This window comes from Clostridium sp. CTA-1 (assembly GCF_054768215.1).
On record NZ_BAAAAP010000021.1, the window covers coordinates 34,765 to 55,852 of the forward strand.

23 protein-coding genes are annotated in these 21,088 nt (G+C 26.1%); 21 read left to right on the forward strand and 2 right to left on the reverse strand.

The features are described 5' to 3' along the window. Window positions 1-3 precede the first annotated feature (3 nt). From ACYUEW_RS14830 to ACYUEW_RS14850, 5 genes are all read left to right on the forward strand, one after another. Window positions 4-342: a YtrH family sporulation protein gene (locus tag ACYUEW_RS14830; RefSeq protein ID WP_460277082.1), complete on the forward strand. Its 339-nt coding sequence runs from the start codon at window positions 4-6 to the stop codon at window positions 340-342. Further along, window positions 339-812 carry a hypothetical protein gene (locus ACYUEW_RS14835; RefSeq protein WP_460277084.1) on the forward strand — a complete coding sequence of 158 codons (474 nt, stop codon included), beginning with the start codon at window positions 339-341 and terminating at the stop codon, window positions 810-812. The genes ACYUEW_RS14830 and ACYUEW_RS14835 overlap by 4 nt, the downstream gene beginning before the upstream one ends. Before the next feature lie 257 nt (window positions 813-1,069). Next, on the forward strand, window positions 1,070-1,642 hold the full coding sequence (locus tag ACYUEW_RS14840) for a TetR/AcrR family transcriptional regulator (RefSeq protein ID WP_460277086.1): 573 nt from the start codon (window positions 1,070-1,072) through the stop codon (window positions 1,640-1,642). A gap of 741 nt (window positions 1,643-2,383) precedes the next feature. Then, window positions 2,384-2,809 carry a DUF3267 domain-containing protein gene (locus ACYUEW_RS14845; protein ID WP_042385574.1) on the forward strand — a complete coding sequence of 142 codons (426 nt, stop codon included), beginning with the start codon at window positions 2,384-2,386 and terminating at the stop codon, window positions 2,807-2,809. 47 nt (window positions 2,810-2,856) lie between these two features. Then, window positions 2,857-3,564 carry a hypothetical protein gene (locus ACYUEW_RS14850; protein ID WP_043031769.1) on the forward strand — a complete coding sequence of 236 codons (708 nt, stop codon included), beginning with the start codon at window positions 2,857-2,859 and terminating at the stop codon, window positions 3,562-3,564. A gap of 55 nt (window positions 3,565-3,619) precedes the next feature. On the opposite strand, the gene ACYUEW_RS14855 is transcribed toward ACYUEW_RS14850, so the two are convergent. Together ACYUEW_RS14855 and ACYUEW_RS14860 are read right to left on the reverse strand one after the other, a co-directional pair. After that, a complete protein-coding gene (locus ACYUEW_RS14855; protein WP_003490466.1) occupies window positions 3,620-3,793 on the reverse strand; it encodes a hypothetical protein in 174 nt (57 codons plus the stop codon). A gap of 427 nt (window positions 3,794-4,220) precedes the next feature. After that, the gene (locus tag ACYUEW_RS14860) at window positions 4,221-4,724 is read right to left on the reverse strand and encodes a GerW family sporulation protein (protein ID WP_045898251.1); all 504 of its coding nucleotides are present in this window, start codon (window positions 4,722-4,724) and stop codon (window positions 4,221-4,223) included. 715 nt (window positions 4,725-5,439) lie between these two features. Here ACYUEW_RS14860 and ACYUEW_RS14865 point away from each other — a divergent pair. The 16 genes from ACYUEW_RS14865 (at window position 5,440) to ACYUEW_RS14940 (ending at window position 20,934) form a co-directional block, all read left to right on the forward strand. Next, entirely contained in the window at window positions 5,440-5,667 is a 228-nt protein-coding gene (locus tag ACYUEW_RS14865) for a TfoX/Sxy family protein (protein ID WP_257411732.1), read from the forward strand. An 837-nt stretch (window positions 5,668-6,504) separates the two neighbouring features. Then, entirely contained in the window at window positions 6,505-6,795 is a 291-nt protein-coding gene (locus ACYUEW_RS14870; RefSeq protein ID WP_045519596.1) for a PQ-loop domain-containing transporter, read from the forward strand. A gap of 33 nt (window positions 6,796-6,828) precedes the next feature. Then, on the forward strand, window positions 6,829-7,125 hold the full coding sequence (locus ACYUEW_RS14875) for a PQ-loop repeat-containing protein (protein ID WP_045519599.1): 297 nt from the start codon (window positions 6,829-6,831) through the stop codon (window positions 7,123-7,125). 57 nt (window positions 7,126-7,182) lie between these two features. Beyond that, entirely contained in the window at window positions 7,183-9,480 is a 2,298-nt protein-coding gene (gene xdhA / locus ACYUEW_RS14880; RefSeq protein WP_257411707.1) for a xanthine dehydrogenase molybdenum-binding subunit XdhA, read from the forward strand. 13 nt (window positions 9,481-9,493) lie between these two features. Next, window positions 9,494-10,384, forward strand: a complete 891-nt coding sequence (xdhB, locus tag ACYUEW_RS14885; protein ID WP_460277090.1) for a xanthine dehydrogenase FAD-binding subunit XdhB — start codon at window positions 9,494-9,496, stop codon at window positions 10,382-10,384. Between the two features lie 36 nt (window positions 10,385-10,420). Further along, a complete protein-coding gene (gene xdhC / locus ACYUEW_RS14890) occupies window positions 10,421-10,894 on the forward strand; it encodes a xanthine dehydrogenase subunit XdhC (RefSeq protein ID WP_460277092.1) in 474 nt (157 codons plus the stop codon). A 115-nt stretch (window positions 10,895-11,009) separates the two neighbouring features. After that, window positions 11,010-11,483 carry a nucleoside deaminase gene (locus ACYUEW_RS14895; RefSeq protein WP_106574385.1) on the forward strand — a complete coding sequence of 158 codons (474 nt, stop codon included), beginning with the start codon at window positions 11,010-11,012 and terminating at the stop codon, window positions 11,481-11,483. A 386-nt stretch (window positions 11,484-11,869) separates the two neighbouring features. Then, window positions 11,870-14,065, forward strand: coding sequence for a DNA topoisomerase III (locus ACYUEW_RS14900; protein ID WP_460277095.1), 2,196 nt, complete (start codon window positions 11,870-11,872; stop codon window positions 14,063-14,065). A gap of 41 nt (window positions 14,066-14,106) precedes the next feature. Beyond that, on the forward strand, window positions 14,107-15,168 hold the full coding sequence (locus ACYUEW_RS14905; protein ID WP_460277097.1) for a VanZ family protein: 1,062 nt from the start codon (window positions 14,107-14,109) through the stop codon (window positions 15,166-15,168). Window positions 15,169-15,435: 267 nt separating this feature from the next. Then, a complete protein-coding gene (locus tag ACYUEW_RS14910) occupies window positions 15,436-16,041 on the forward strand; it encodes a manganese efflux pump MntP (protein ID WP_042385272.1) in 606 nt (201 codons plus the stop codon). A gap of 57 nt (window positions 16,042-16,098) precedes the next feature. Next, a complete protein-coding gene (locus tag ACYUEW_RS14915) occupies window positions 16,099-16,335 on the forward strand; it encodes a DUF2164 domain-containing protein (protein WP_003362989.1) in 237 nt (78 codons plus the stop codon). A 516-nt stretch (window positions 16,336-16,851) separates the two neighbouring features. Continuing rightward, window positions 16,852-17,538 (forward strand): NEAT domain-containing protein, encoded by a 687-nt coding sequence (locus ACYUEW_RS14920; RefSeq protein WP_003486931.1) that lies wholly within the window; start codon window positions 16,852-16,854, stop codon window positions 17,536-17,538. 77 nt (window positions 17,539-17,615) lie between these two features. Next, on the forward strand, window positions 17,616-18,509 hold the full coding sequence (gene isdE / locus ACYUEW_RS14925; protein ID WP_003486929.1) for a heme ABC transporter substrate-binding protein IsdE: 894 nt from the start codon (window positions 17,616-17,618) through the stop codon (window positions 18,507-18,509). 8 nt (window positions 18,510-18,517) lie between these two features. Continuing rightward, a complete protein-coding gene (locus ACYUEW_RS14930; protein ID WP_043031776.1) occupies window positions 18,518-19,525 on the forward strand; it encodes a FecCD family ABC transporter permease in 1,008 nt (335 codons plus the stop codon). After that, on the forward strand, window positions 19,518-20,294 hold the full coding sequence (locus ACYUEW_RS14935) for an ABC transporter ATP-binding protein (RefSeq protein ID WP_003486924.1): 777 nt from the start codon (window positions 19,518-19,520) through the stop codon (window positions 20,292-20,294). The genes ACYUEW_RS14930 and ACYUEW_RS14935 overlap by 8 nt, the downstream gene beginning before the upstream one ends. Window positions 20,295-20,325: 31 nt before the next feature. After that, window positions 20,326-20,934 carry a class D sortase gene (locus tag ACYUEW_RS14940; RefSeq protein ID WP_061327945.1) on the forward strand — a complete coding sequence of 203 codons (609 nt, stop codon included), beginning with the start codon at window positions 20,326-20,328 and terminating at the stop codon, window positions 20,932-20,934. Window positions 20,935-21,088: the final 154 nt, after the last annotated feature.

A 21,088-nucleotide genomic window follows, 5' to 3' on the forward strand; every position in this document is an offset into this window, starting at 1 on the left:
TGTATGAAAAGCTTTTTGGCAAATTTAGTATATAGCTTTATGGTATCTTTTGGAGTAATAATAGGAGCAAGCGCTTTTTCAGGTATTGCTGCAATTTTGTTAAACCACCCTCCTTTAAAGATTATGTCCGATATATCTAATTCCGTAAAAATATGGGCAGTAGCTACAGCATTAGGTGGAACATTTTCCTCTTTTTCTATTTTGGAAGAGGGAATATTTAAAGGGGAGCTAAGGGGAATGCTAAAACAAATATTTTATATTCTTGCCTCCTTAATAGGTGCTAACTTAGCGGTAAATAGCATAGAACTTTTACAAAAATGGGGAGAATATTTTAATAGATGAATAAAGAAAATAAATATTTTTTTTCTTTTTGTGTAGGGTTAGTTATAGGAGGGACAATAGGTATAATTTTTTTTAGTTTATTTATAAGTTATAGAATAGAAAACTATCATAGAAAAATAACTTATTTAAATAATATAATAGAAGATCAACAGGTTAGGTTAGAGGGATTAGAAAATAAATTAAGCAAGAAAAAACTTATAGTAAAAAAGATAGAAGTAGACATTAAATTTAAAAATAAGGAAATAGAAGATGAATTAGTAAGTATTGAACTAGAAAAACATATAAAAGAAAAATTTAATAATTTAATTGGAAAAGAATTAGACAAAATAGATGGTGACATATTGGTACAAGTAGTAGATAGCAGAATAATGAAGATAAAGAATAAACAATATAAATTAAAAGTAGAAAAAATGATTATAGCTCAAAATATAAAATTTTATATAAAAGTAGAAGAATTTCAAAGTGATTAGAGGTTTGGCTATTTTATGTTTTAATTTTATATTATAGATATAATGACTACTTTGGAAAATATTATTCATATTAGAGAACTTCATTTAAAGCTTAGAATAAATAAATATATATATATTAAATAAGGACATACAACTATAAATAATTAGGTGCTTTTAGTTGAAATAAAATACATGTAGTAATAATTGACAATAGATGCTGTAGAAAGTAAAATATATTGATATATAATGAATTTAAGTTCATAAATGAGGTGTTTAATATGCCAAAAATAATAAAAGATATAGAAGATAAAATAAGCAGTGCATCAATAAGGCTTTTTGGAGAATATGGATATGAGGCTGTGGATATGAAACTTATTGCTAAAGAATCTGGAGTAGCAGTAGGTACTTTATATAACTATTATTCTAGAAAAAGTGAATTGTTTCTAGAAGTTTTCGTAAAAAGTTGGGAAAAAACTTTATCAAAATTAAAAGAAGAGAGAAATAAAGATATAAGTAAAGAAAAAAAAATAAATAAATATTTAGAAATATTATATGATGATATAGAAATGAGAAAAGGAATTGGTAACCAAATTATAAAGATAGATTTTAATATTAAAAATTCTAGAGAAAGAGAACAATTTGTTTATTTTAAAGAAAAAATTATAGGTGAAATACAGGAAATTTTTAATGAACAAATTTCTGCAGATGTAATAGAAAAGAAATATGATATATCTCTTAGACTTATAGAGACGATATTTTCTGTAATAAGAGTAATGATTGAAAATCATAAAGAGGACAGAAGAGATAATTTAGATTTTTTAAATACTATATTCTTATCTTTTATGAAATAATTTTTATATTTAACATTAAATAAAAAACACCATAAATATTGGGTTTGTATATGCTATGTAATAATTAAAGTATATAGAATTTTATTAATATTAGTATGCATTGTAAAAAACATATTATAATAAACATTTATTAATAAAAGCTTTGTCTATAGCATTTTTTTATAAATATATAAAAATATTTTAGAATACCTTATAATAGATAAAGAAGGAGAAATTATAAAATATTTTAGTATATTTTATAGAACAACACATAAAATATGTTAAGCGGGTTAACTTATTAAATTGTAAAAATATCAAATAAAGCAATATATTATTAGGAAAAATGTTAGCCTGAAATTTAAAATGCCTTCCTTGATTTATTATATACACACACAGGAAAAGGCTGCCTTAAAATATAAACAGGCAGTCTTTTTATATATTCTAAAAAATATAATATTTAAGTAGAATCTGTTCTGTTAATAGTTTTTATATTACTTTATATTGTACTTTTAAAAGGGTATGTATAAACTGAGTATATTCATACAAAAAACAAAATATTAAATTAATGGTATAATAGTAATTATATAACTATAGCAGGAGTTGATTTATATGAAATTTCAAATAGGAGAATATGAAAATGGTGATAGCTTCGACCCCTGTGATAAGAGCAAATGGCATCAATTAAAAGAACCAGGAATCATATTAGCTCAAATATTAGGTATACCTATAGCTATATCAGTAGTAGGGTTAATCTATATTTATATGATAAATTATACTTATGTAAAAGGGATTTATTTAAATTTAAAGGACATAGTTATAGCTTTTATAATTATTATACCAATCCACGAAATACTACACAGCTTGGCTTTCCCCAATTTTAAACAAACTATTTTCGGATTTATACCTAAGGGGTTAGTATCTTACTCCTTTTTTGAGGGGGAAATATCAAGGAATAGGCTAGTAATATCTCTAATTTTTCCTTTTATAATATTAACTATATTGCCAACCATAGGATTAAGTTTTATAAGAATTAAAAATAATTTTCTATATGTAATAATAATAATAAATGCAGTTGCTTCCTATGTGGATATTTTGGCTATATTTGTATTATTGTTACAGGTTCCTAAAAGTACTTATATAAAGAATATAGGCAATAGAACTTATTGGAAGTGGAATAAAAAATATTAATTATTATTGTAAATTTATATTAAAATAGGGAGAGGTATAAGAGTATCATGGAAGTTAAATATATGGAGATATTTGAAGATGAGCTCAATAAGCTAACTTATTGTACAGAGGTGACAACAGCTAGATCATTAAATAAATTTACAGACAAAATAAAAGTATATTATCATAAATATATAACAGGAGAAAGCTATTTTGATTTTTATTTTGGAAGAACATATAAAGGCAAATTAATAGAAAATAAGTTTTATATGTTTAAGGAAGATCTAAGATTGTATATTCATTTTCTCAAAAATTTTTATAATGTTTTAAAGAGAACTGTTAATAAACAATCGGATATTATACATTATTTTTTAATTAAAGATCAGGGAGAAATATGCATATCTTTAATAGGAGAGGATTATGTGAAGCTGGCTTCTGAAGATAATAGTAAAACTAGAGTATTTTTTATATTAAATAAAGAGGAATTATCTTATTATATAAGGGTTATGGAAAACATATATTATGAAAGAAATGTAATTAATAGATTAGATTATTTAACAAATCCTTTAGATAAAGTTACTAGTAAAAGCTATAGTAAAGAAAGTAATAAAAATCTTAAAAAAGAAGTGAATAAAGAATATGCGTTAAGTCAAAGAGAAAAAAACAATGTATATCTACAGGCATTATATGCCTTTCTTGATGAGGCTTTAGATAGAAGAGATAAAAAAGCTTTTTATTCCATATGTAATCAAATAAAAAAATATAATAAAAAATAAAGTATAAAACCCCCTGATAGTAAAATAAGTACAAGGGGGTTTATTTTAAATTTTGCTAAGCATTACATTGATCATATTCATCATCCATAGAGCTTTCCTTATATTCATTCTTTGAATCATTATCATTGCAAGAATTTTCTTTAGAGTTAGAAGCTAAAAAAATGGAACCAATAGCTAATGTAGATAATAGTATTCTAAATAAAGTCTTTTTTTTATGTTTCTTTGCCATAAGATCAATCCTTTCTTATGAATATATTATATTAATTATACATTAAATCCTATAGGATAATATAGGCATTTTTAATATTAACATAAAGTTTAGAATTCATGCAACAGGAGATTATATATTAGTAGTAATGTCTTTTGTTATGAAAAATTATGATAAAATAAAAAATTACTATAATAGTTATAATAACTTTAAAAGTTGTTATAATAATTTCTAAATTTAAAAGAGTAGTGAAATTTTAATATATTAAAAAATAATTATTAATATACTAAAATAAAGCTCTATTAAATTTACTAAGATATAAATTTAATTTTTAAACTAAAAAGCTATGAATTTGGAATATTATATTTCTAAATTCATAGCCTTTACTTATTTAATTGTAAATTTAAATATAATAATTTAAATTTTAATCTGATGCCAACTTTAAAAGTTAGTTCTTTTTAGTGTTTTGACCACTATAAGCTGTTGATGCCTTTGTTGATGTTGACTGAGAAGAAGCTGTTGATGTTGCCTGAGGAGCATTTGTTGATGTTGCTTGAGAGGCAGCTGTATTTTGAGATCCAGCTTGTTGATTATTTTGTCCCATATTTTGTTTTAAATTAGTAACCATTTCAGGTATTTTATTTATAATTTTATCCATATTGTTTTTCTGAGAAACTGGTAACATAGATACAGAATCATTATCCATAACCATTATAGCATCAGTACATACTCTAGCACCTAATCCTAAAGCAGGAGAAGAATCTGTTGTATTTTGATTCATTTTTGGGGAATGATTTCCACTACCATAACCTAAAGTTACAGAAACTATAGGTACTAATGTTTTATTTTCAACAGAAACAGGAGCACCTAAAAGGTTTTCATGTTTTATATAGTCCTCCACCTTAGTAAAAACAGCATTCATATTTTCATCAAAACATTTATTATTGTTCATTATTAAATCCTCCTTATTTTTTACCTATATTTATAGGAAAGTTTTTTATTATAATTTTTAATATAAGATTTTAAAATTTTTATGATAGCGTAAAATATATTTATTTTTACAAATGCCTTTGCAGTAAAGTAAGAATCATCCACCATAAAATTAGGATTGTTATATATTTCATTTTTATCCAAATGATTAGGTATTAAATTTATAAATCCACACAATATTCCAGTAATTAAAGGATCATTAAATCCATAATAAGTATCTAAATAAAGATAATCTAAATCTAAACTTTTAAGAATATTCACTCTATCTTTAATAGTATATTTAGACTTAATATTACTAAATTGTATTTGTTTAATTTTTAAGCTTTTTTTAAAAATATAGATTTTTATAAAAATATCATCGTCATTAACAATTAATTTAATATTTAAAAAAGGATATAACCAAGAAAAATCTATATAAGAATTATCAATTTGCTCAGAATTTATATATAAATTTATGTTTAGAGGAATAAGTAATAATAATAACAAAAGAATTATTATTAAAATTAAAATAAAATATAATAAATACATAAATTTCAGTTCCTTTCACTTTATAAAATAATTATGTTGCATTACTAGTTTACTCTGTATAAGCTAAATTATTTAACAGAATATTTTCATTAAAATATAAAAATATGAAATAGAATAATAAAAAGCTATAAACTCCAAAAAATAATTTTATATATTCCAAAAAAAGATTAAATAATGTGGGGATTGATTCTGAAGAAAAATTAAAAGAACTAGGTAGCAAAGAGACTTTAATGATTTTGAAAGGTTTAGATAATGATATATGTATAAATACGCTTTATGCATTGGAAGGTGCAATAAGGAGAATAAGATGGCATAATTTAGGTGAAATTATAAAAATTGAATTAAAAGAATTTTATAAAATAATAAAAGCATATTAATAAAAACTTAAAATAATTATCTAAAGTAAAATAAAATCTTATAAATGGTTATATTACCTAAAATGAGAAAAAGAGAAACTAAAAAAGTAATTATATTAGAGGTTAAGAGATTTATAATAAGTCTTTTAACTTTTTTATTTATAATTCCATTAAACTACCCTTTAAAACATAGTAAATATATTTTAAAGTGGTAGAGTTAATTGAAATGTTATCATATTGATAAATTTTAATACTTAAATATATATATTAACAATCAAGTTTTGAAGTACTATTTTGAATTACTATAGTGAAAGGAAAATAAAAATATTTCATAAAACTTAATTGAATATTATAAAATTATTATAAAAATGGTTATATACTAGCATTTTGCTCTAATTATATATAGTTATTTTAATTTATCAAAATGATAAATTAAAAGGAAAAATATTAAATTAAAAGGGATTTTATTATTTATCAAAATGATATGTGATTTATCATTATAATAAAAACATTCCTTTATATAGAGTGAATTAGCAATGTTTTACAGTAGAAATATTTCTTGAAATATAGACGTTTAATAATATTCTTCAGGAAAAATATACAAATTTGTTGGAAAAAATATATATAAATCACTATTTTTTTATTGTATTTTGGTATAGTTTTTGCATCTATGTATAAGTAATTAAAAATATTTATATTAAAGAAAAGGAGGAATAAATATTAATTTAATAATAAAATCTCTAGAAACTTAATAGATATTAAAGAAAAAATAGGAATCAATAAAATAAGGGAGGGACTTATTTTTAAAATATTAAAACTAAAAATTTTTTAGTTTTTAATTTTAAAGATAAGGGTGCTATGAGTGGTTTAATAAAATTTGGAACAATCATAAATATTATAGGTGGAGTTTTAGTATTATATTCTTTCCTACCACAAATCTATACTATATTAAAAACTAAGAGTACAGGAAATAATAGTATACAGTACTGGATAATAATGACTTTTGGTATAGCTTGTATATGCATAAATCAATTTATATGTGAAGTCCCAAAGGTGCAATTAATTATTCAATCTATAAATGTTATATTTGCTATTTTAACTACTGCATTAATAGTTTATTTTAGTGAAAAAGAAGAAAAGCATAAATAAATTTAATAGATTTGAGTATAGGAGATGTTAATTATGACTGATTTACATTTTTGGGGGAATATTGCTCAAGCTCTGGGAAGTTTTACTTTGATATATTCATTTTTTCCACAAATATATAAATTATTAAAATTAAAAAATGCAGAGGGGATAAGTCTTCAATACTGGGCTATATTAACAGTAGGAGTTGCATGTATAGCAATAAATTTAACTATAAATAAAGTGAACATATTTATACAGATAACTCAATGGTTAAATGTAGTTTTAGCATTAATAGTTTTGCTTATATCTAGTAAGTATAAAAGAGAAGTAAAAGAAAAAAAGAAATCATAAAATAAATAATATATGTAGCTATTATAGGAAATAAAGTGTTAAAGGGGGGAACTATATATGGAAGATTCTTATGATTTAATTGGAAAAAGCGTAAATAGGGTAGATGCAGTAGCTAAAGTTACAGGTAAAGCTAAGTATTGTTCAGATTATTTTGAACCTGACTCACTTATAGGAATGGTTTTAAGAAGTCCTTATGCTCATGCAAAAGTAAAAAATATAGACACTAAAGAAGCTGAAGATTTAGAAGGTGTTGAAGCTGTATTAACATATAAAAATGTACCAAATACAAAGTTTCCTACGGCAGGGCATCCATATTCATTAGATCCAAGTCATAGAGATATAGAAGATTATTCATTACTTACAGATAAAGCACGTTTTGTTGGAGATGCAGTTGCAGCAGTTGTTGCAAATGATGAGCTTATAGCTAAAGAAGCCTTAAAATTAATAAAAGTAGAATATGAAGTTTTACCTTTTGTAATCGATCAAGAAGAAGCAATAAAAGAGGGAGCTCCTGTCATTCATGATGAAAGACCTAATAATATAGTTAGTGATTTTGGTATAACAGTTGGAGATCCAGAGGAAGTATTTAAAAATGCAGATAAAATTTATAAAGGCCAATATGAAACTCAAATAGTACAACATTGTCAAATGGAAACTCATAATGCTATGGCAAAGATTGATGAGAAAGGTAGAATGCTTATTATAACATCAACACAAATACCACATATTGTACGAAGGATAGTTTCAAAAGCTTGTAATTTACCTATTGGAAAAATAAGAGTAATAAAGCCTTATGTTGGTGGAGGTTTTGGAGGAAAACAGGATGTTATAATAGAGCCACTTACAGCTATAATGTCTCTTGCAGTTAATGGAAGATGTGTAAGGTTACAATTAAGTAGAGAAGAGGCAATTGTTGCAACTAGAACAAGACATGCAATGCGAGTAAATATTAAAATGGCTTTATCAAAAGATAATAAAATAGAAGCCTATGATATAGAGAACTTTGTAAATAATGGAGCTTATGCATCCCATGGACATTCAATTGCTATGAGTGCAGGAAGTAAAATTAGACCCCTTTATGATATAAAGGCAGAAAAGTATCGCCCAAAAACTATATATACTAATCTTCCAGTGGCAGGTGCAATGAGAGCATATGGTATACCACAAATGTGTTTTGTTATAGAATCTATGATTGATGATATATGTAAGGATTTAAATATAGATCCTGTAGATTTCAGACTTAATAGTTTTATAAAAAAAGGTCATATAGACAAGGCATCAGGACTTGTAGTTAGAACCTTTGGATTACCAGAATGTTTAAAAAGAGGTAGAGCATTAATAGATTGGGATAGAAAAAGACAATTATATAAAAATCAAAATGGTTCTATAAGAAGAGGAGTTGGAATGGCTTGTTTCAGTTATTTTTCAGGAACTTGGCCAGTATCACTTGAAGCAGCAGGAACAAGAATAGTAATGAATCAAGATGGCTCAGTTCAAGTTCAAGTAGGGGCTACAGAAATAGGTCAGGGTAGTGATACAGTATTTAGTCAAATGGCAGCAGAAACTATTGGAATACCATTTGATATGGTAACAATAGTATCCCAGCAAGATACAGATATTACTCCCTTTGATACAGGTTCTTATGCATCAAGACAATCTTTTATAGCAGGTCAAGCTATAAAAAAAGCAGCAACAGAAGTAAAAAGAAAGGTTCTAGAAATTGCTAGTGATAAGTGTGGGTTAGATGAAGAGCTTTTAGATATTGTAGATGCAAAGGTAATAGAAAAAGGATTAAAGAGAGAACTTTATACTTTAGAAGAAATTGCAATGGAAGCATATTACAATAGAGAAAAATATGCACCTATAACAAGTGATTTAACTGTAAAGGTTAAAAATAATGCTATAGCTTATGGGGCAACCTTTGTAGAAGTTGAAGTTGATATAAAAACAGGAAAAATAAAAGTTTTAGATATTTATAACATACATGATTCAGGAAAAATTTTAAACAAAAAGTTAGCAGAAGGACAAGTACACGGTGGTGTTAGTATGGCCTTAGGATTTGCCTTATCAGAAAAATTTATAATAGATGAAAAAACAGGATCTATAATAAATAATAATCTTTTACATTATAAGCTTCAAACTATTATGGATACTCCAAATATGAAATGTGAATTTGTAAATACTTATGATCCAACATCTAGTTATGGACAAAAATCTTTAGGTGAAAATACAACAATTTCTCCAGCACCAGCTATACGTAATGCTGTATTAAATGCAACAGGAGTAGCATTTAACAAATTGCCAATGGATGCTCAAACTGTTTTTGAAAAATTTAGAAAGGTTGGACTTATATAGGAGGCGGAATAATATGTATGACATAAATGAAATTCTAGAACCTAAAACATTAGAGGAGGCATTAGAATTATTATCAGAACATGATAATTTAACAGTAATAGCTGGAGGTACCGATATACTTGTAAAACTTCATGAAGAAAGATTTAATTCTTTAAATTTAATAAGTATTAGAAAAATAGAAGGGTTAAATGAAATAAAAGTAATTGAGGATGATTCAATAGAAATAGGTGCTATGGCAACTTTTTCAGAAATATTTAGAAATGATATAGTAAATAAAAATATTTCTATACTAGCAGAAGCAGCAGTTTCTATGGGAGGACCTCAAATTAGAAATATGGCAACCATTGGAGGAAATATTTGTAATGGAGCTGTATCAGGAGATAGTGCACCATCATTATTTGCATTAAATAGTAAATTAAAGCTTAAGTCTAGAAATGGCGAGAGAATAGTTAAAATAAAAGATTTTTATACAGGGCCTGGAAAGGTTAGCATCAAAAAAGATGAGATATTAATTAGTATAATTATTCAAAAAAAAGATTATGAAAATAAGTATGGAAATTATATTAAATTTGCTAGTAGAAATGCAATGGATATAGCTTTAATGGGAGTTGCTGTACTTGTAGAAGTTAAGGATAAAAAGTTTGAAGATTTAAGAATAGCGTTAGGGGTATCAGGCCCAATGCCTATAAGGTGTGAAATAGCTGAAGCAGAGGGGAAATATATGAAAATTACTGATGAAAATATAAGATTAATAGGAAAATTAGCTTTAAAATCTTCAAGAGCAATAGATTTTTGGAATGCATCAAAGGAGTTTAAAGAACATTTAATAGAAGAATTAACTTATAGGGGAATTAAAGAATCTATTAAAAGATTAGAGAGTTTTGAGAAAATGATGAAGATATAAAGTAGTATTATACAGTGAGAAGGATGGGGAATATATATGAGTTTAAAAAGTAAAATAAAATTTATAGTAAATGATAAAAAGTATGAAGTAGAAATAGATATTAGAGAATCTTTATCAGAAGTGTTAAGAAGTAGATTGCATTTAACAGGAGTTAAACAAGGATGTTGTGTAGGAGAATGTGGAGCATGTACTGTTTTAATAGATGGTGTCCCAACAGACTCATGTATTTACTTAGCGGCTTGGGCTGATGGGAAAACAATAAAAACTATTGAGGGTGTAGAAAAAAATGGTGAGCTTTCAGATGTTCAAAAAGCTTTTATAGATGAAGGAGCTGTACAATGTGGGTTCTGTACACCAGGTTTAGTCTTAACAACAACAGCTTTAGTAGAAAGCGGAAAAGACTATACTGATGAGCAAATAAAAAGAGAAATATCAGGTCATTTATGTAGGTGTACTGGATATAAGAAAATATTTAATGCCACTAAAAAGGCTATTTTAAAAAGAAAATAATTTTTAAGTTTATAATATAATAATTACTCTAAGGAATTTTTTGACAAGAAGATTTTAAAAGTATAATATTAAGTTGTATAGTTTAATTATTAAATAATTTTAAGAGGTTATTGATATGGATAAAAATGAAATAATGGATTTATGTGTAAAAAGTTGTATGGAAGGTATGAAAAATCATGAAGGAGGTCCTTTTGGGTCTGCAATAGTTAAGGCTGGACAAGTAATAGCAGTAGCTCATAATACTGTAATAGGAGATAATGATCCCACTGCCCATGGTGAAGTAAATGCGATAAGAGAAGCCTGTAAAAAACTTAATACATTTGATTTAAGTGGATGTGAATTATATACAACATCGGAGCCTTGTCCTATGTGTATGTCTGCAATTATTTGGGCAAATATATCAAAAGTATATTATGGATGTACAGTAGAAGATGCTAGAGATATTGGTTTTAGAGATGAGCACATATTAAAATTTTTAAAAGAAGGTTGCAAAGATAAAAATATACTTGATCTAGGAGCAGTTGATAAAAAATCTTCTTTAAAAGCTTTTGAATATTGGAGTAAGGATAGAGATAAAACTGAATATTAAAAATAATAAGCTATAAAATTATTTAAATTCAGTAGCAAGTATTAAGAAGCTTTCTACTGGATTTTCCTTTAGCCCTTTTTACAATGTATATTCTTTTAGATGTATAATTTTCATGTGAAATTTTTTATATATTGTTAAATATTTTGTATTAATTAAATATTTAGTTTATAATGGAGTAATAACAATTAAATAGTTAATCAACAAAGAAAATATAGTTAAGTAAGTTTTATTATGGATGTATAAAAATATTAAGATATATTATGTAATATATAACTTTACTTTGAATTTAATATATAATTATATATATGTAATGTAAGGGTAGTAAGTATATCTATCCTTATTTTTTATTAAAAAAGGAATTATTTATGGAAGGACGATAATTATTTATGGGAAAAGTATTAGTTTTAGCAGAAAAACCTAGTGTAGGAAGAGATTTAGCTAAGGTTTTAAAATGCAATAAAAAGGGTAATGGTTATTTAGAAGGAAATAAATATATTGTAACTTGGGCTTTAGGGCATTTAATAACTTTATCTGATCCTGAAAGTTACGATGAAAAATATAAAAAATGGAGCATGGATACTCTTCCAATGCTACCTAAAAAAATGAAAACTACAGTTATAAAGAAGACTTCAAAGCATTTTAGTGAAGTTAGAAAGGTAATGATAAGAAAAGATGTAGAAGAACTTGTTATAGCTACAGATGCAGGAAGAGAAGGAGAGCTTGTAGCCAGATGGATAATTGATAAAGTAGGTTTTAAAAAGCCTATAAAACGTCTTTGGATTTCTTCACAAACAGATAAAGCTATTTTAGATGGGTTTAGAAATTTAAAACCAGGAAAAAATTATGAAAATTTATATCGTTCAGCAGTGTGTAGATCAGAAGCAGATTGGATTGTAGGACTTAACGTTACAAGAGCTTTGACTTGTAGATACAATGCTCAACTTTCAGCAGGAAGAGTTCAAACTCCTACACTAGCTATGATAGTTCAAAGAGAAGAAGAAATAAAGAATTTTAAACCTAGGGATTATTATACTATAGAAGGTAAGACTAAAGGATTTACAATGCATTGGGAAAATGTCAAAGGTGGATTTAATACCTTTAATGAAGATTTAGTTAAAAAAGTAGTTTCAAAGATTACAGGTAAAGATGGTAAAATAATAGAGGTAACAGAAAGCAATAAAAAGAAATATGCTCCAGCTCTTTATGATTTAACAGAGCTTCAAAGGGATGCTAATAGAATATTTGGATATTCAGCAAAACAAACCCTATCTATAATGCAAAGATTATATGAGAATCACAAAATTTTAACTTATCCAAGAACAGATTCTAGATATATTTCAAAGGATATTGTAGCTACAATACCAGATAGATTAAAGGCTATATCCATTGGTAATTACAGTAGGTTTGCAAATGAAATATTAAAGGGAAATATTAAAGCTCATAAAGGCTTTGTAGATGATAGTAAGGTTTCAGATCACCATGCTATAATTCCTACAGAAGAAAAACCTAGATTAGGTAACTTAAGTAGTGAAGAAAGAAATATTTATGATTTAGTTATTAAAAGATTTTTATCGGTTATGTTACCACCTTTTGAATATATTCAAACTACCATTAAAGCAGAGGTTATGGGTGAAAAATTTATAGCAAAGGGAAAAGTTATAAAATCAAAGGGATGGAAAGCAGTTTATGATAGAGCGGAATTTGATGATAAAGATAATAACTCAGACAGTGATGATATAAAAGATCAAACTCTTCCTAAGGTTAATAAGGGAGATAGTATAGGATTTTCAAACTTTAAAATAAACAAAGGTCAAACAAAGCCACCAGCTAGATTTAATGAGGGCACTTTATTATCTGCTATGGAAAACCCCCAAAGATATATTAATTTAGATAAAGAAAGTTCTAAAACCTTAGGAGAGACTGGTGGACTTGGAACTGTTGCTACTAGAGCAGATATAATTGAAAAATTATATAACACTTTTTATATAGAAAAAAAAGGAAAAGAAATAGTTCCAACTTCAAAGGGAAAACAAGTTATAGATTTAGTACCGGAGGACTTAAAGTCACCACTTTTAACAGCAAAATGGGAAAGAGAATTAGATTCCATTAGTAAAGGTAAATTAAGAGGACAGATATTTATAAATAAAATGAGAGACTATTCTACAAAACTTGTAGAGGACGTAAAAAATAGCAAGGATAAATTTGTTCATGATAATTTAACCGGTAAAAAATGTCCACAATGTGGGAAATATATGTTAGAAGTTAAGGGCAAAAATGGAATTATGAATGTGTGCCAGGATAGAGAATGTGGTTATAGAGAAAATGTAAGCAGATTTACCAATGTAAGATGTCCTCAGTGTCATGTGAAATTAGAACTTAGAGGAGAGGGACAGGGTCAAATCTATGTATGCACAAGATGTAGTTTTAGAGAAAAACTTTCTTCTTTTAATAAAAAATATAGAAACAATCAAGGGAAATTAAATAAAAGAGATGTGGATAAATATATGAAAAAAATGCAAAAAGAAAATGATGAACCAATAAATTCGGCTTTAGCAGAGGCTTTATCTAAATTAAAATTATAAAAATATTATATATATAATTTTAATGAAAAGAGGTGTTAATTGTGGAAATATACGTATTTCCTATAAAGGTTGCAGTTTTAACAGTACCTATTTTAATTTATATGGCTTTTATTCCATATTGTATTTTTCAATATAGAAAACATGGATTTATAAGTAAGTATAGATCATTTATGCATGTAGCTTTTATTTTCTATATAATTTCAGCTTTTTATTTAGTAATATTGCCTTTACCACCTCAAGATTATGTTCCTGAATTTATAGTTAGGCCCCAATTACAACCATTCAATTTTATAGGAGATTTTATAAGAGAATATAAATCTCTCATAAATAGTGGATATAAACCTATTTTTGCAGCACTAAAAAATAGAGGATTTTGGCAAGTTTCCTTTAATATAATATTATTAACACCTTTAGGTTTTTTCTTAAAATATGCATATAAGAAAAGTTTTAAGAAAACACTGATGATCGTATTTTGTACTTCTTTATTTTTTGAAGTAACACAATTAACAGGAATATTTGGTATATATAAATATGCATATAGATTATTTGATGTAGATGACCTTATATTAAACACTTCTGGTGGTATAATGGGATATTACTTAGTGCCTATAGTAGGTAATATACTTCCTGATGTTAATAAAATAGATAATAAATATGATTATAAATTAAAAATATCTTATACTAGAAGGGCTATAGCTTTCTTTATAGATTCATTTATAATAAATATACTATTTTCGGTACTAAAAAATGATAAAATAACTTCCTTTATTTTTATATTGTATATAGTTTTAATTATATATATAACTAATGGTTATACAATAGGTAAAAAGCTGGTGAAGATAAGAGTTATAAATGAAAATAAGAATAGATTAACATTAATGCAAGTTTTAAAAAGATATTTATGGTTAATAATTTTGACAGTATTTAACTATGTAGCTAAATTAAATTTTGAAGGATATGTTTTAGTTGCTGTAGTTCTAATTTATTTCATTATTCTTGCTATAATAGGGATAATGATTATAAAAGGTTTATTTAATAAAGAGAAAAGAATGTTTTATGAAAAATTCTCTGAAACTTATGTAGTTAATAGTTTTAAACAATAGTGGATGCATTTTTAGAATTTAAAATTTCTTGACCTTATACTTTAATATATCATATAATTAGAGTTAACAAATATAAATTTTAAGTAACTATTATGAGGGAGTAATTGGCACAATATTAAAATATTGTGTGGCAAAGTCAACATATTGACTTGTAAAAGTCTGGCTTGTCTTGAATAATGAGACTCATGTATAGCTTTTAGCTATGCATGGAGTCTTTTTTATTGCATAGAATTTATATTTTATAAATTATGTTAAGGAGGAAACATAATGGACTTAGTTAGTATAATATTAATTAGCATAGGTTTGTCCATGGATGCTTTTGCAGTGTCTATAACAAATGGAGCTATGATAAGTAAGGTTACAGTCTCGGAGGGAATAAGGATAGGATTATTTTTTGGAGGATTCCAAGCACTGATGCCTTTAATAGGATGGTCTGTAGGAATAAAATTTGAAAGTTATATAGCAGCATTAGATCATTGGATAGCTCTTATACTACTTTCTATTATTGGAGGAAAAATGATATATGATAGTGTTAAGAAGAGTAAAGATCATAAGGATGAAATTGCCTGTGACTATTCGGAAGGAGAAAAAAAATGTTTAAATAATAAAACTCTTACCTTTCTTGCTATAGCTACTAGTATAGATGCATTAGCTGTAGGAGTAAGTTTTGCATTTTTAAAGGTTTCAATAATAAGTACCATAAGTATTATAGGTATTATAACCTTTGTTATATGTTTTATTGGAGTTATGATAGGTAAAAAGTGTGGAGAGCTATTAAAAAAGAGAGCAGAAATTTTAGGTGGTATTGTGCTAATATTTATAGGTATTAAGATATTTATAGAACATACTAATATTTTATCTAACATATTTTAGACTAATAAAAAATAAGATGGTACAATGTTTTTGAAGATATTAATTGGAGGTGTATTTTTGAAGAAAAAAAATGTTATTGTAATAGATAAACAAAAGAAGAAAGTGATGATAGATTCCATAAAAGAATATTTTTATAATGAAAGAGAGGAAGAGTTAGGAGACTTAGCTGCGGGTATGATTTTAGATTTTTTTTTGGAAGAACTAGCGCCAGAGATTTATAATAAAGGAGTTTATGATGCATATGAATATTCTCTAGAAAGAATTGAAGATGTACTTTCTATACAAAAATATTAATAAAAGATAATAGTGATTAAAATATTTTTACTGTAAATTTATAAAAAATATCTTTATACATAGATAAAAATTAAACCCCTTACTTATTTAATTGAAAATTAAATAAGTAAGGGGTTTAATTTTTAATAATAAATGAGTGATAAATAATATTAACTGATAATTTCAATATATAATTAAATAGATTCTTTAGTAATTAGTATAAATTAACATTAAATTTAACTTATATATAATAGATAATTTGTAAAATAACTTGATTTCATTAGAAAAAAGTTCATAAATAATATGAAAATCGCATTATTTAGTTGAAAATGAAAATCAATAACCGTTGAAAAAATATAAATGCAGTGTTATAATGAATAAGGTTCATTAAATGGAATGAGGTGGTTATAATTCTAAAATATATATAAATTGTTAATAATATCATAATTTTAAAGTTTTTATATTTTTAATTAAAATTTCTAAAATTAAATAAATTAATTTTAGTTTAATTTAAAGATTAATAAGGAGGAAGTAAGTATGAAAAATAAATTTATAAAATTAACATTAGCTGGTGCCATATCAACAGGCATATTAATATCTTCAAGTTCAGTTTTAGCTACAGATATAAATAATAATCATGGACAAGTACACAGCAATAAAAATATAGTATTATTAGCTCAAAAAGATGGACTTGAAGATGGGAAATACAGTGTAAGTTTTCAAACATTAAAAGAAAAAGGTGCGGAATTATCTATGGCAGGACAATACGTTGATAGCAATGGAGTCTTAGAGGTACAAGGTGGAAATATGTATTTTACTTTTAAAGTTTTAAGAAATGATTGGATGAAAAATATCAAAGTTTTAGTAGATGATGCATCAGTTCAATATGAACATGCGAGTCAAGATAATGAAGGTAAAGTAGCTGCAATAAAATTTCAAATACCAAATAAAAAACCTAATATTAAAATTAGAATGAATGTAGTTCCAATGGATAATGCAGATGTAGCTTTTAGAATCGTCCTTAATGATGATATTAAAAAAATATCTGGAGAAAGTCCTAAGGAAAGTTCAAAGAAGGATGATGATAATAATAAAAGCAGTAAAAGTAGTAATGCTGAAAAAGAATTACCCCAAACAGGTTTCCCAATTTCCAATGGCAGTTTATTATTAATGGGTGGATTAAGTACTTTGTTGGGAGCAGGGTTATTGAAAAAGAGAAAATAAATTTTAAGAGTTTAAACTGAATATAAAAAATCTGTTTTCTTAAAATCAAGTCCTATAATAAATAGGAGGAATAGTTTATGAAAAAATTTTTATCTTTAATTACGTGCACTATACTGTGTCTTTCTCTTATTGCTTGTGGAAATTCAAAGGTAGATAAGACAAGTTCTAATAATATATCAGCTAAAGAAGGAAAAAATATAAGAATTGTAGCTGGTAGTGTGGCTGTGGCAGAAATGTTATCAAAATTAGATATTAAAATGGTAGGAAGAGCAAGTACTCAATATGAAATATCAGATAAAATAAAAGTGTTGCCAGAAGTCGGGTTACCAATGAACCCTGATTTAGAAAAAGTTAAGAGTTTAAAGTCAGATGTATATATTACATCAGGTGCTTTAGAGGAGATGATAGGAGATAAGCTTAAAGCTAGTGGTATAAATACAGAATATTGCAATCTGGATTCCTATGATTCAGTGAAAAAAACTATACTAGAAAAATCTAAGAAATATGGGAAAGAACAAAATGGTAAAAATTTAGTTGAAGAAATAGAAAGAAAAGAAAAAGAAGTAATGAAAGATGTGGATAAAAATAAAAAGGTAAAGGTTATGATTCTGTTTGGAGCACCAGGACACTTTATGCTAGCCAGTGAAAATTCATTTACGGGAAGTCTTATTAATAAACTAGGTGGAGAAAATATAGCAAATAAAGCAAATCTTAAGGGTCAATATGTACCATTTTCTTTAGAGGCTGCATTAAAGGAAAATCCAGATGTTATTTTTAGGATGTATCATGGATATATAGATGAAGCTAAAAAGCAAACAGAAAAAGAATTTGAGACTAACCCTCAATGGAAGAAGTTTAAAGCTGTTAAAGAAAATAAAGTATATGATTTGGATCCTAAATTTTTTGGAGTTACAGGAGATATAAAAATAGCAGATTCTTTAGAAAAAATGAAGGATTATTTATATAAATAACTATAGAAATGGTGAAATATATGAAAAATATGAAGAATAAAACTAAGATAATGATGATAATTTTATCTTTTATACTACTAATAGTTTTAGCTGCTTTAACTATTGGGGTAGGAAGCACAGACATACATGTTAAAGATATAGTAAATATATTTTTAGGTAAAGGCAATGAAATAAATTCTAGCATAGTTATGGATATGAGATTACCTAGAATAATTATAGCAATATTTGTGGGAGCATCTTTATCTATATCTGGAGCCCTTTTGCAATCTGTTATGAGAAATCCATTAGCAGATCCAGGAATCACAGGAGTGTCTTCAGGAGCAAGTTTAGTGGCTATTATAGTAATGATTTATTTTCCACAGTTTTATAAAATATTACCTTTAATGGCTTTTTTAGGAGCGATGTTAGCTTGTATTATGGTTTTTGCCCTTTCCTGGGATAATGGATTAAATTCTTTAAGAATAATTTTGGCAGGAGTAGCTGTAAATGCTATATTTTTAGGAGCTACTTCACTATTATCTATTTTAAATAGTGATAAAATTCAGGGCATGCTTTTATGGATAAATGGAAGTTTAGCCTATAGAGGATGGAATGAAGTTAAGTATCTTGTACCTTATAGTATATTAGGTATAATATTATCGCTATTTTGTATAAAAGGTGCCAATCTTTTAGCATTAGGAGATGATGTGGCTACTAATTTAGGGGCAGATGTTAATAAAACTAGAATGTTTATATCTTTAGTTGCAGTATTTTTGGCAGGTATAAGCACTTCAATAGTGGGTATCATTGGTTTTTTAGGACTTATTATTCCTCATATATGCAGATTAGTAATAGGGTATGATTATAAATATTTAATACCAATGAGTGCTATATTGGGAGCTATTTTATTACTTTTAGCAGACACTATGGCAAGATATATAGCAAGGCCCATAGAGTTACCAGTCGGAGTAATAATGGCTATGATAGGTGGACCATTTTTCTTATTCCTATTAAGGAGGCGTAAGAGTGATGATTAATATACAGGATTTTACCATAGGTTATAGTAATAAAGTTATAGTTAAAAATTTCAATTTACAGGTAGACAAAGGAGACATGCTTACTATAATAGGACCTAATGGTTCAGGAAAATCTACAGTGCTAAAGGCTATAGGAAGGTTATTAAAGCCTATGGAAGGCATCATCCATCTAGATGGAAAGTTGCTTTGGGATATGAGTAATAAAGATATAGCTAAAGAAATGGCTTGTCTTTCTCAACATAATAGTGCTCCAAAGGATATGACTATAAGAAGGATAGTAGGCTTTGGTAGAAACCCTCATAAAGCATGGTTTGAAAGTTTAAATAAAGATGATGAAGAAATAATTGATTGGGCATTAGAAAATACAAATCTTAAACATATGGAAAATAAAAAAATTACTAGTGTATCAGGAGGAGAAAGACAAAGGACTTGGCTAGCTATGGCCCTTGCACAAAAACCAAAAGTTCTATTGTTAGATGAGCCAACAACTTATTTAGATATAAATAATCAAATAGAAATTTTAGAATTAGTAAGGCAGCTAAATGAAAATTTAAAATTAACAGTTGTAATGGTACTTCACGATTTAAATCAAGCAGCAAAATATAGTAACAGAGTTTTAGTTTTAAAAAATGGAGAAATACAAGCTTTAGGGAAACCAGAAGAAATTTTAAATAAAAAATTAATAAGAGATGTTTATAGCGTAGATATGAATATATTGAAAAATCAATTTGGAGAAAAACTTATTTTTATTCCTAAGAAAATTCATTAATAAATTACAAATAAATAAGGAGTAAATAAGTATGAAGAGAAATATTATATCAAGCCTATTTATAATAATTGGATTAGTACTAATGGTCAGTTCTTTAGGTATAAGAATGTATTCTAAAAACAAGGAAGCCCAACTTATAAAGGAGTTTAATAATGATATAGCTTTGGAAAACAGCAAAAATGATGACAAAAATCATGACAAGAATTATGGGAAACAAAAAAGAAAGACAATAAAATATACAAATGGTGATGGAGATAAAATAGCTATAATGGAGATACCTTCTATAAGTTTGCAATCTATAATTGTTGAAGGAACTAATATGGATGATTTAAGATATTATTTAGGACATTTTAAAGATACAGCTATGCCGGGAATTAATGGTAACTTTTCTATAGCAGGGCATAGTAGTACTATTTACAATGAAATTTTAAATGAGCTTTATAAGGTAAATATAAAAGATGAAATTAAGATAAAAACATTAACGGGAGAATATGACTATATTATAACTAAAAAATTTGTTGTGGAACCATCAGAAATAGGTGTATTAGATCAGGATGAAAATAAAAAAAGTATGACTATAGTAACTTGTACAGATAAGGGTAAAAAAAGATTAATAGTTAAAGCGGAAATGAAGAAGTAGTACATTATGATGTGTAAATATTAGTTTTATATTGATATATAGATATTATTGAGCATAAAAATATTTTTTTAAAATGGTATTGATAAAGAAAATCAATATCAATAATTAGGTTTTAATAAGTCTATTTTAAATGATTAAAGCACAATAATATTTA

Bases quoted from the DNA above. Each gene is read 5' to 3' on its own strand.
- ACYUEW_RS14830 (WP_460277082.1), top strand. From the start codon at position 4: ATGAAAAGCTTTTTGGCAAATTTAGTATATAGCTTTATGGTATCTTTT.
- ACYUEW_RS14835 (WP_460277084.1), top strand. From the start codon at position 339: ATGAATAAAGAAAATAAATATTTTTTTTCTTTTTGTGTAGGGTTAGTT.
- ACYUEW_RS14840 (WP_460277086.1), top strand. From the start codon at position 1,070: ATGCCAAAAATAATAAAAGATATAGAAGATAAAATAAGCAGTGCATCA.
- ACYUEW_RS14845 (WP_042385574.1), top strand. From the start codon at position 2,384: ATGATAAATTATACTTATGTAAAAGGGATTTATTTAAATTTAAAGGAC.
- ACYUEW_RS14850 (WP_043031769.1), top strand. From the start codon at position 2,857: ATGGAAGTTAAATATATGGAGATATTTGAAGATGAGCTCAATAAGCTA.
- ACYUEW_RS14855 (WP_003490466.1), bottom strand. From the start codon at position 3,793: ATGGCAAAGAAACATAAAAAAAAGACTTTATTTAGAATACTATTATCT.
- ACYUEW_RS14860 (WP_045898251.1), bottom strand. From the start codon at position 4,724: ATGAACAATAATAAATGTTTTGATGAAAATATGAATGCTGTTTTTACT.
- ACYUEW_RS14870 (WP_045519596.1), top strand. From the start codon at position 6,505: ATGAGTGGTTTAATAAAATTTGGAACAATCATAAATATTATAGGTGGA.
- ACYUEW_RS14875 (WP_045519599.1), top strand. From the start codon at position 6,829: ATGACTGATTTACATTTTTGGGGGAATATTGCTCAAGCTCTGGGAAGT.
- xdhA (WP_257411707.1), top strand. From the start codon at position 7,183: ATGGAAGATTCTTATGATTTAATTGGAAAAAGCGTAAATAGGGTAGAT.
- xdhB (WP_460277090.1), top strand. From the start codon at position 9,494: ATGTATGACATAAATGAAATTCTAGAACCTAAAACATTAGAGGAGGCA.
- xdhC (WP_460277092.1), top strand. From the start codon at position 10,421: ATGAGTTTAAAAAGTAAAATAAAATTTATAGTAAATGATAAAAAGTAT.
- ACYUEW_RS14895 (WP_106574385.1), top strand. From the start codon at position 11,010: ATGGATAAAAATGAAATAATGGATTTATGTGTAAAAAGTTGTATGGAA.
- ACYUEW_RS14900 (WP_460277095.1), top strand. From the start codon at position 11,870: ATGGGAAAAGTATTAGTTTTAGCAGAAAAACCTAGTGTAGGAAGAGAT.
- ACYUEW_RS14910 (WP_042385272.1), top strand. From the start codon at position 15,436: ATGGACTTAGTTAGTATAATATTAATTAGCATAGGTTTGTCCATGGAT.
- ACYUEW_RS14920 (WP_003486931.1), top strand. From the start codon at position 16,852: ATGAAAAATAAATTTATAAAATTAACATTAGCTGGTGCCATATCAACA.
- isdE (WP_003486929.1), top strand. From the start codon at position 17,616: ATGAAAAAATTTTTATCTTTAATTACGTGCACTATACTGTGTCTTTCT.
- ACYUEW_RS14930 (WP_043031776.1), top strand. From the start codon at position 18,518: ATGGTGAAATATATGAAAAATATGAAGAATAAAACTAAGATAATGATG.
- ACYUEW_RS14935 (WP_003486924.1), top strand. From the start codon at position 19,518: ATGATTAATATACAGGATTTTACCATAGGTTATAGTAATAAAGTTATA.
- ACYUEW_RS14940 (WP_061327945.1), top strand. From the start codon at position 20,326: ATGAAGAGAAATATTATATCAAGCCTATTTATAATAATTGGATTAGTA.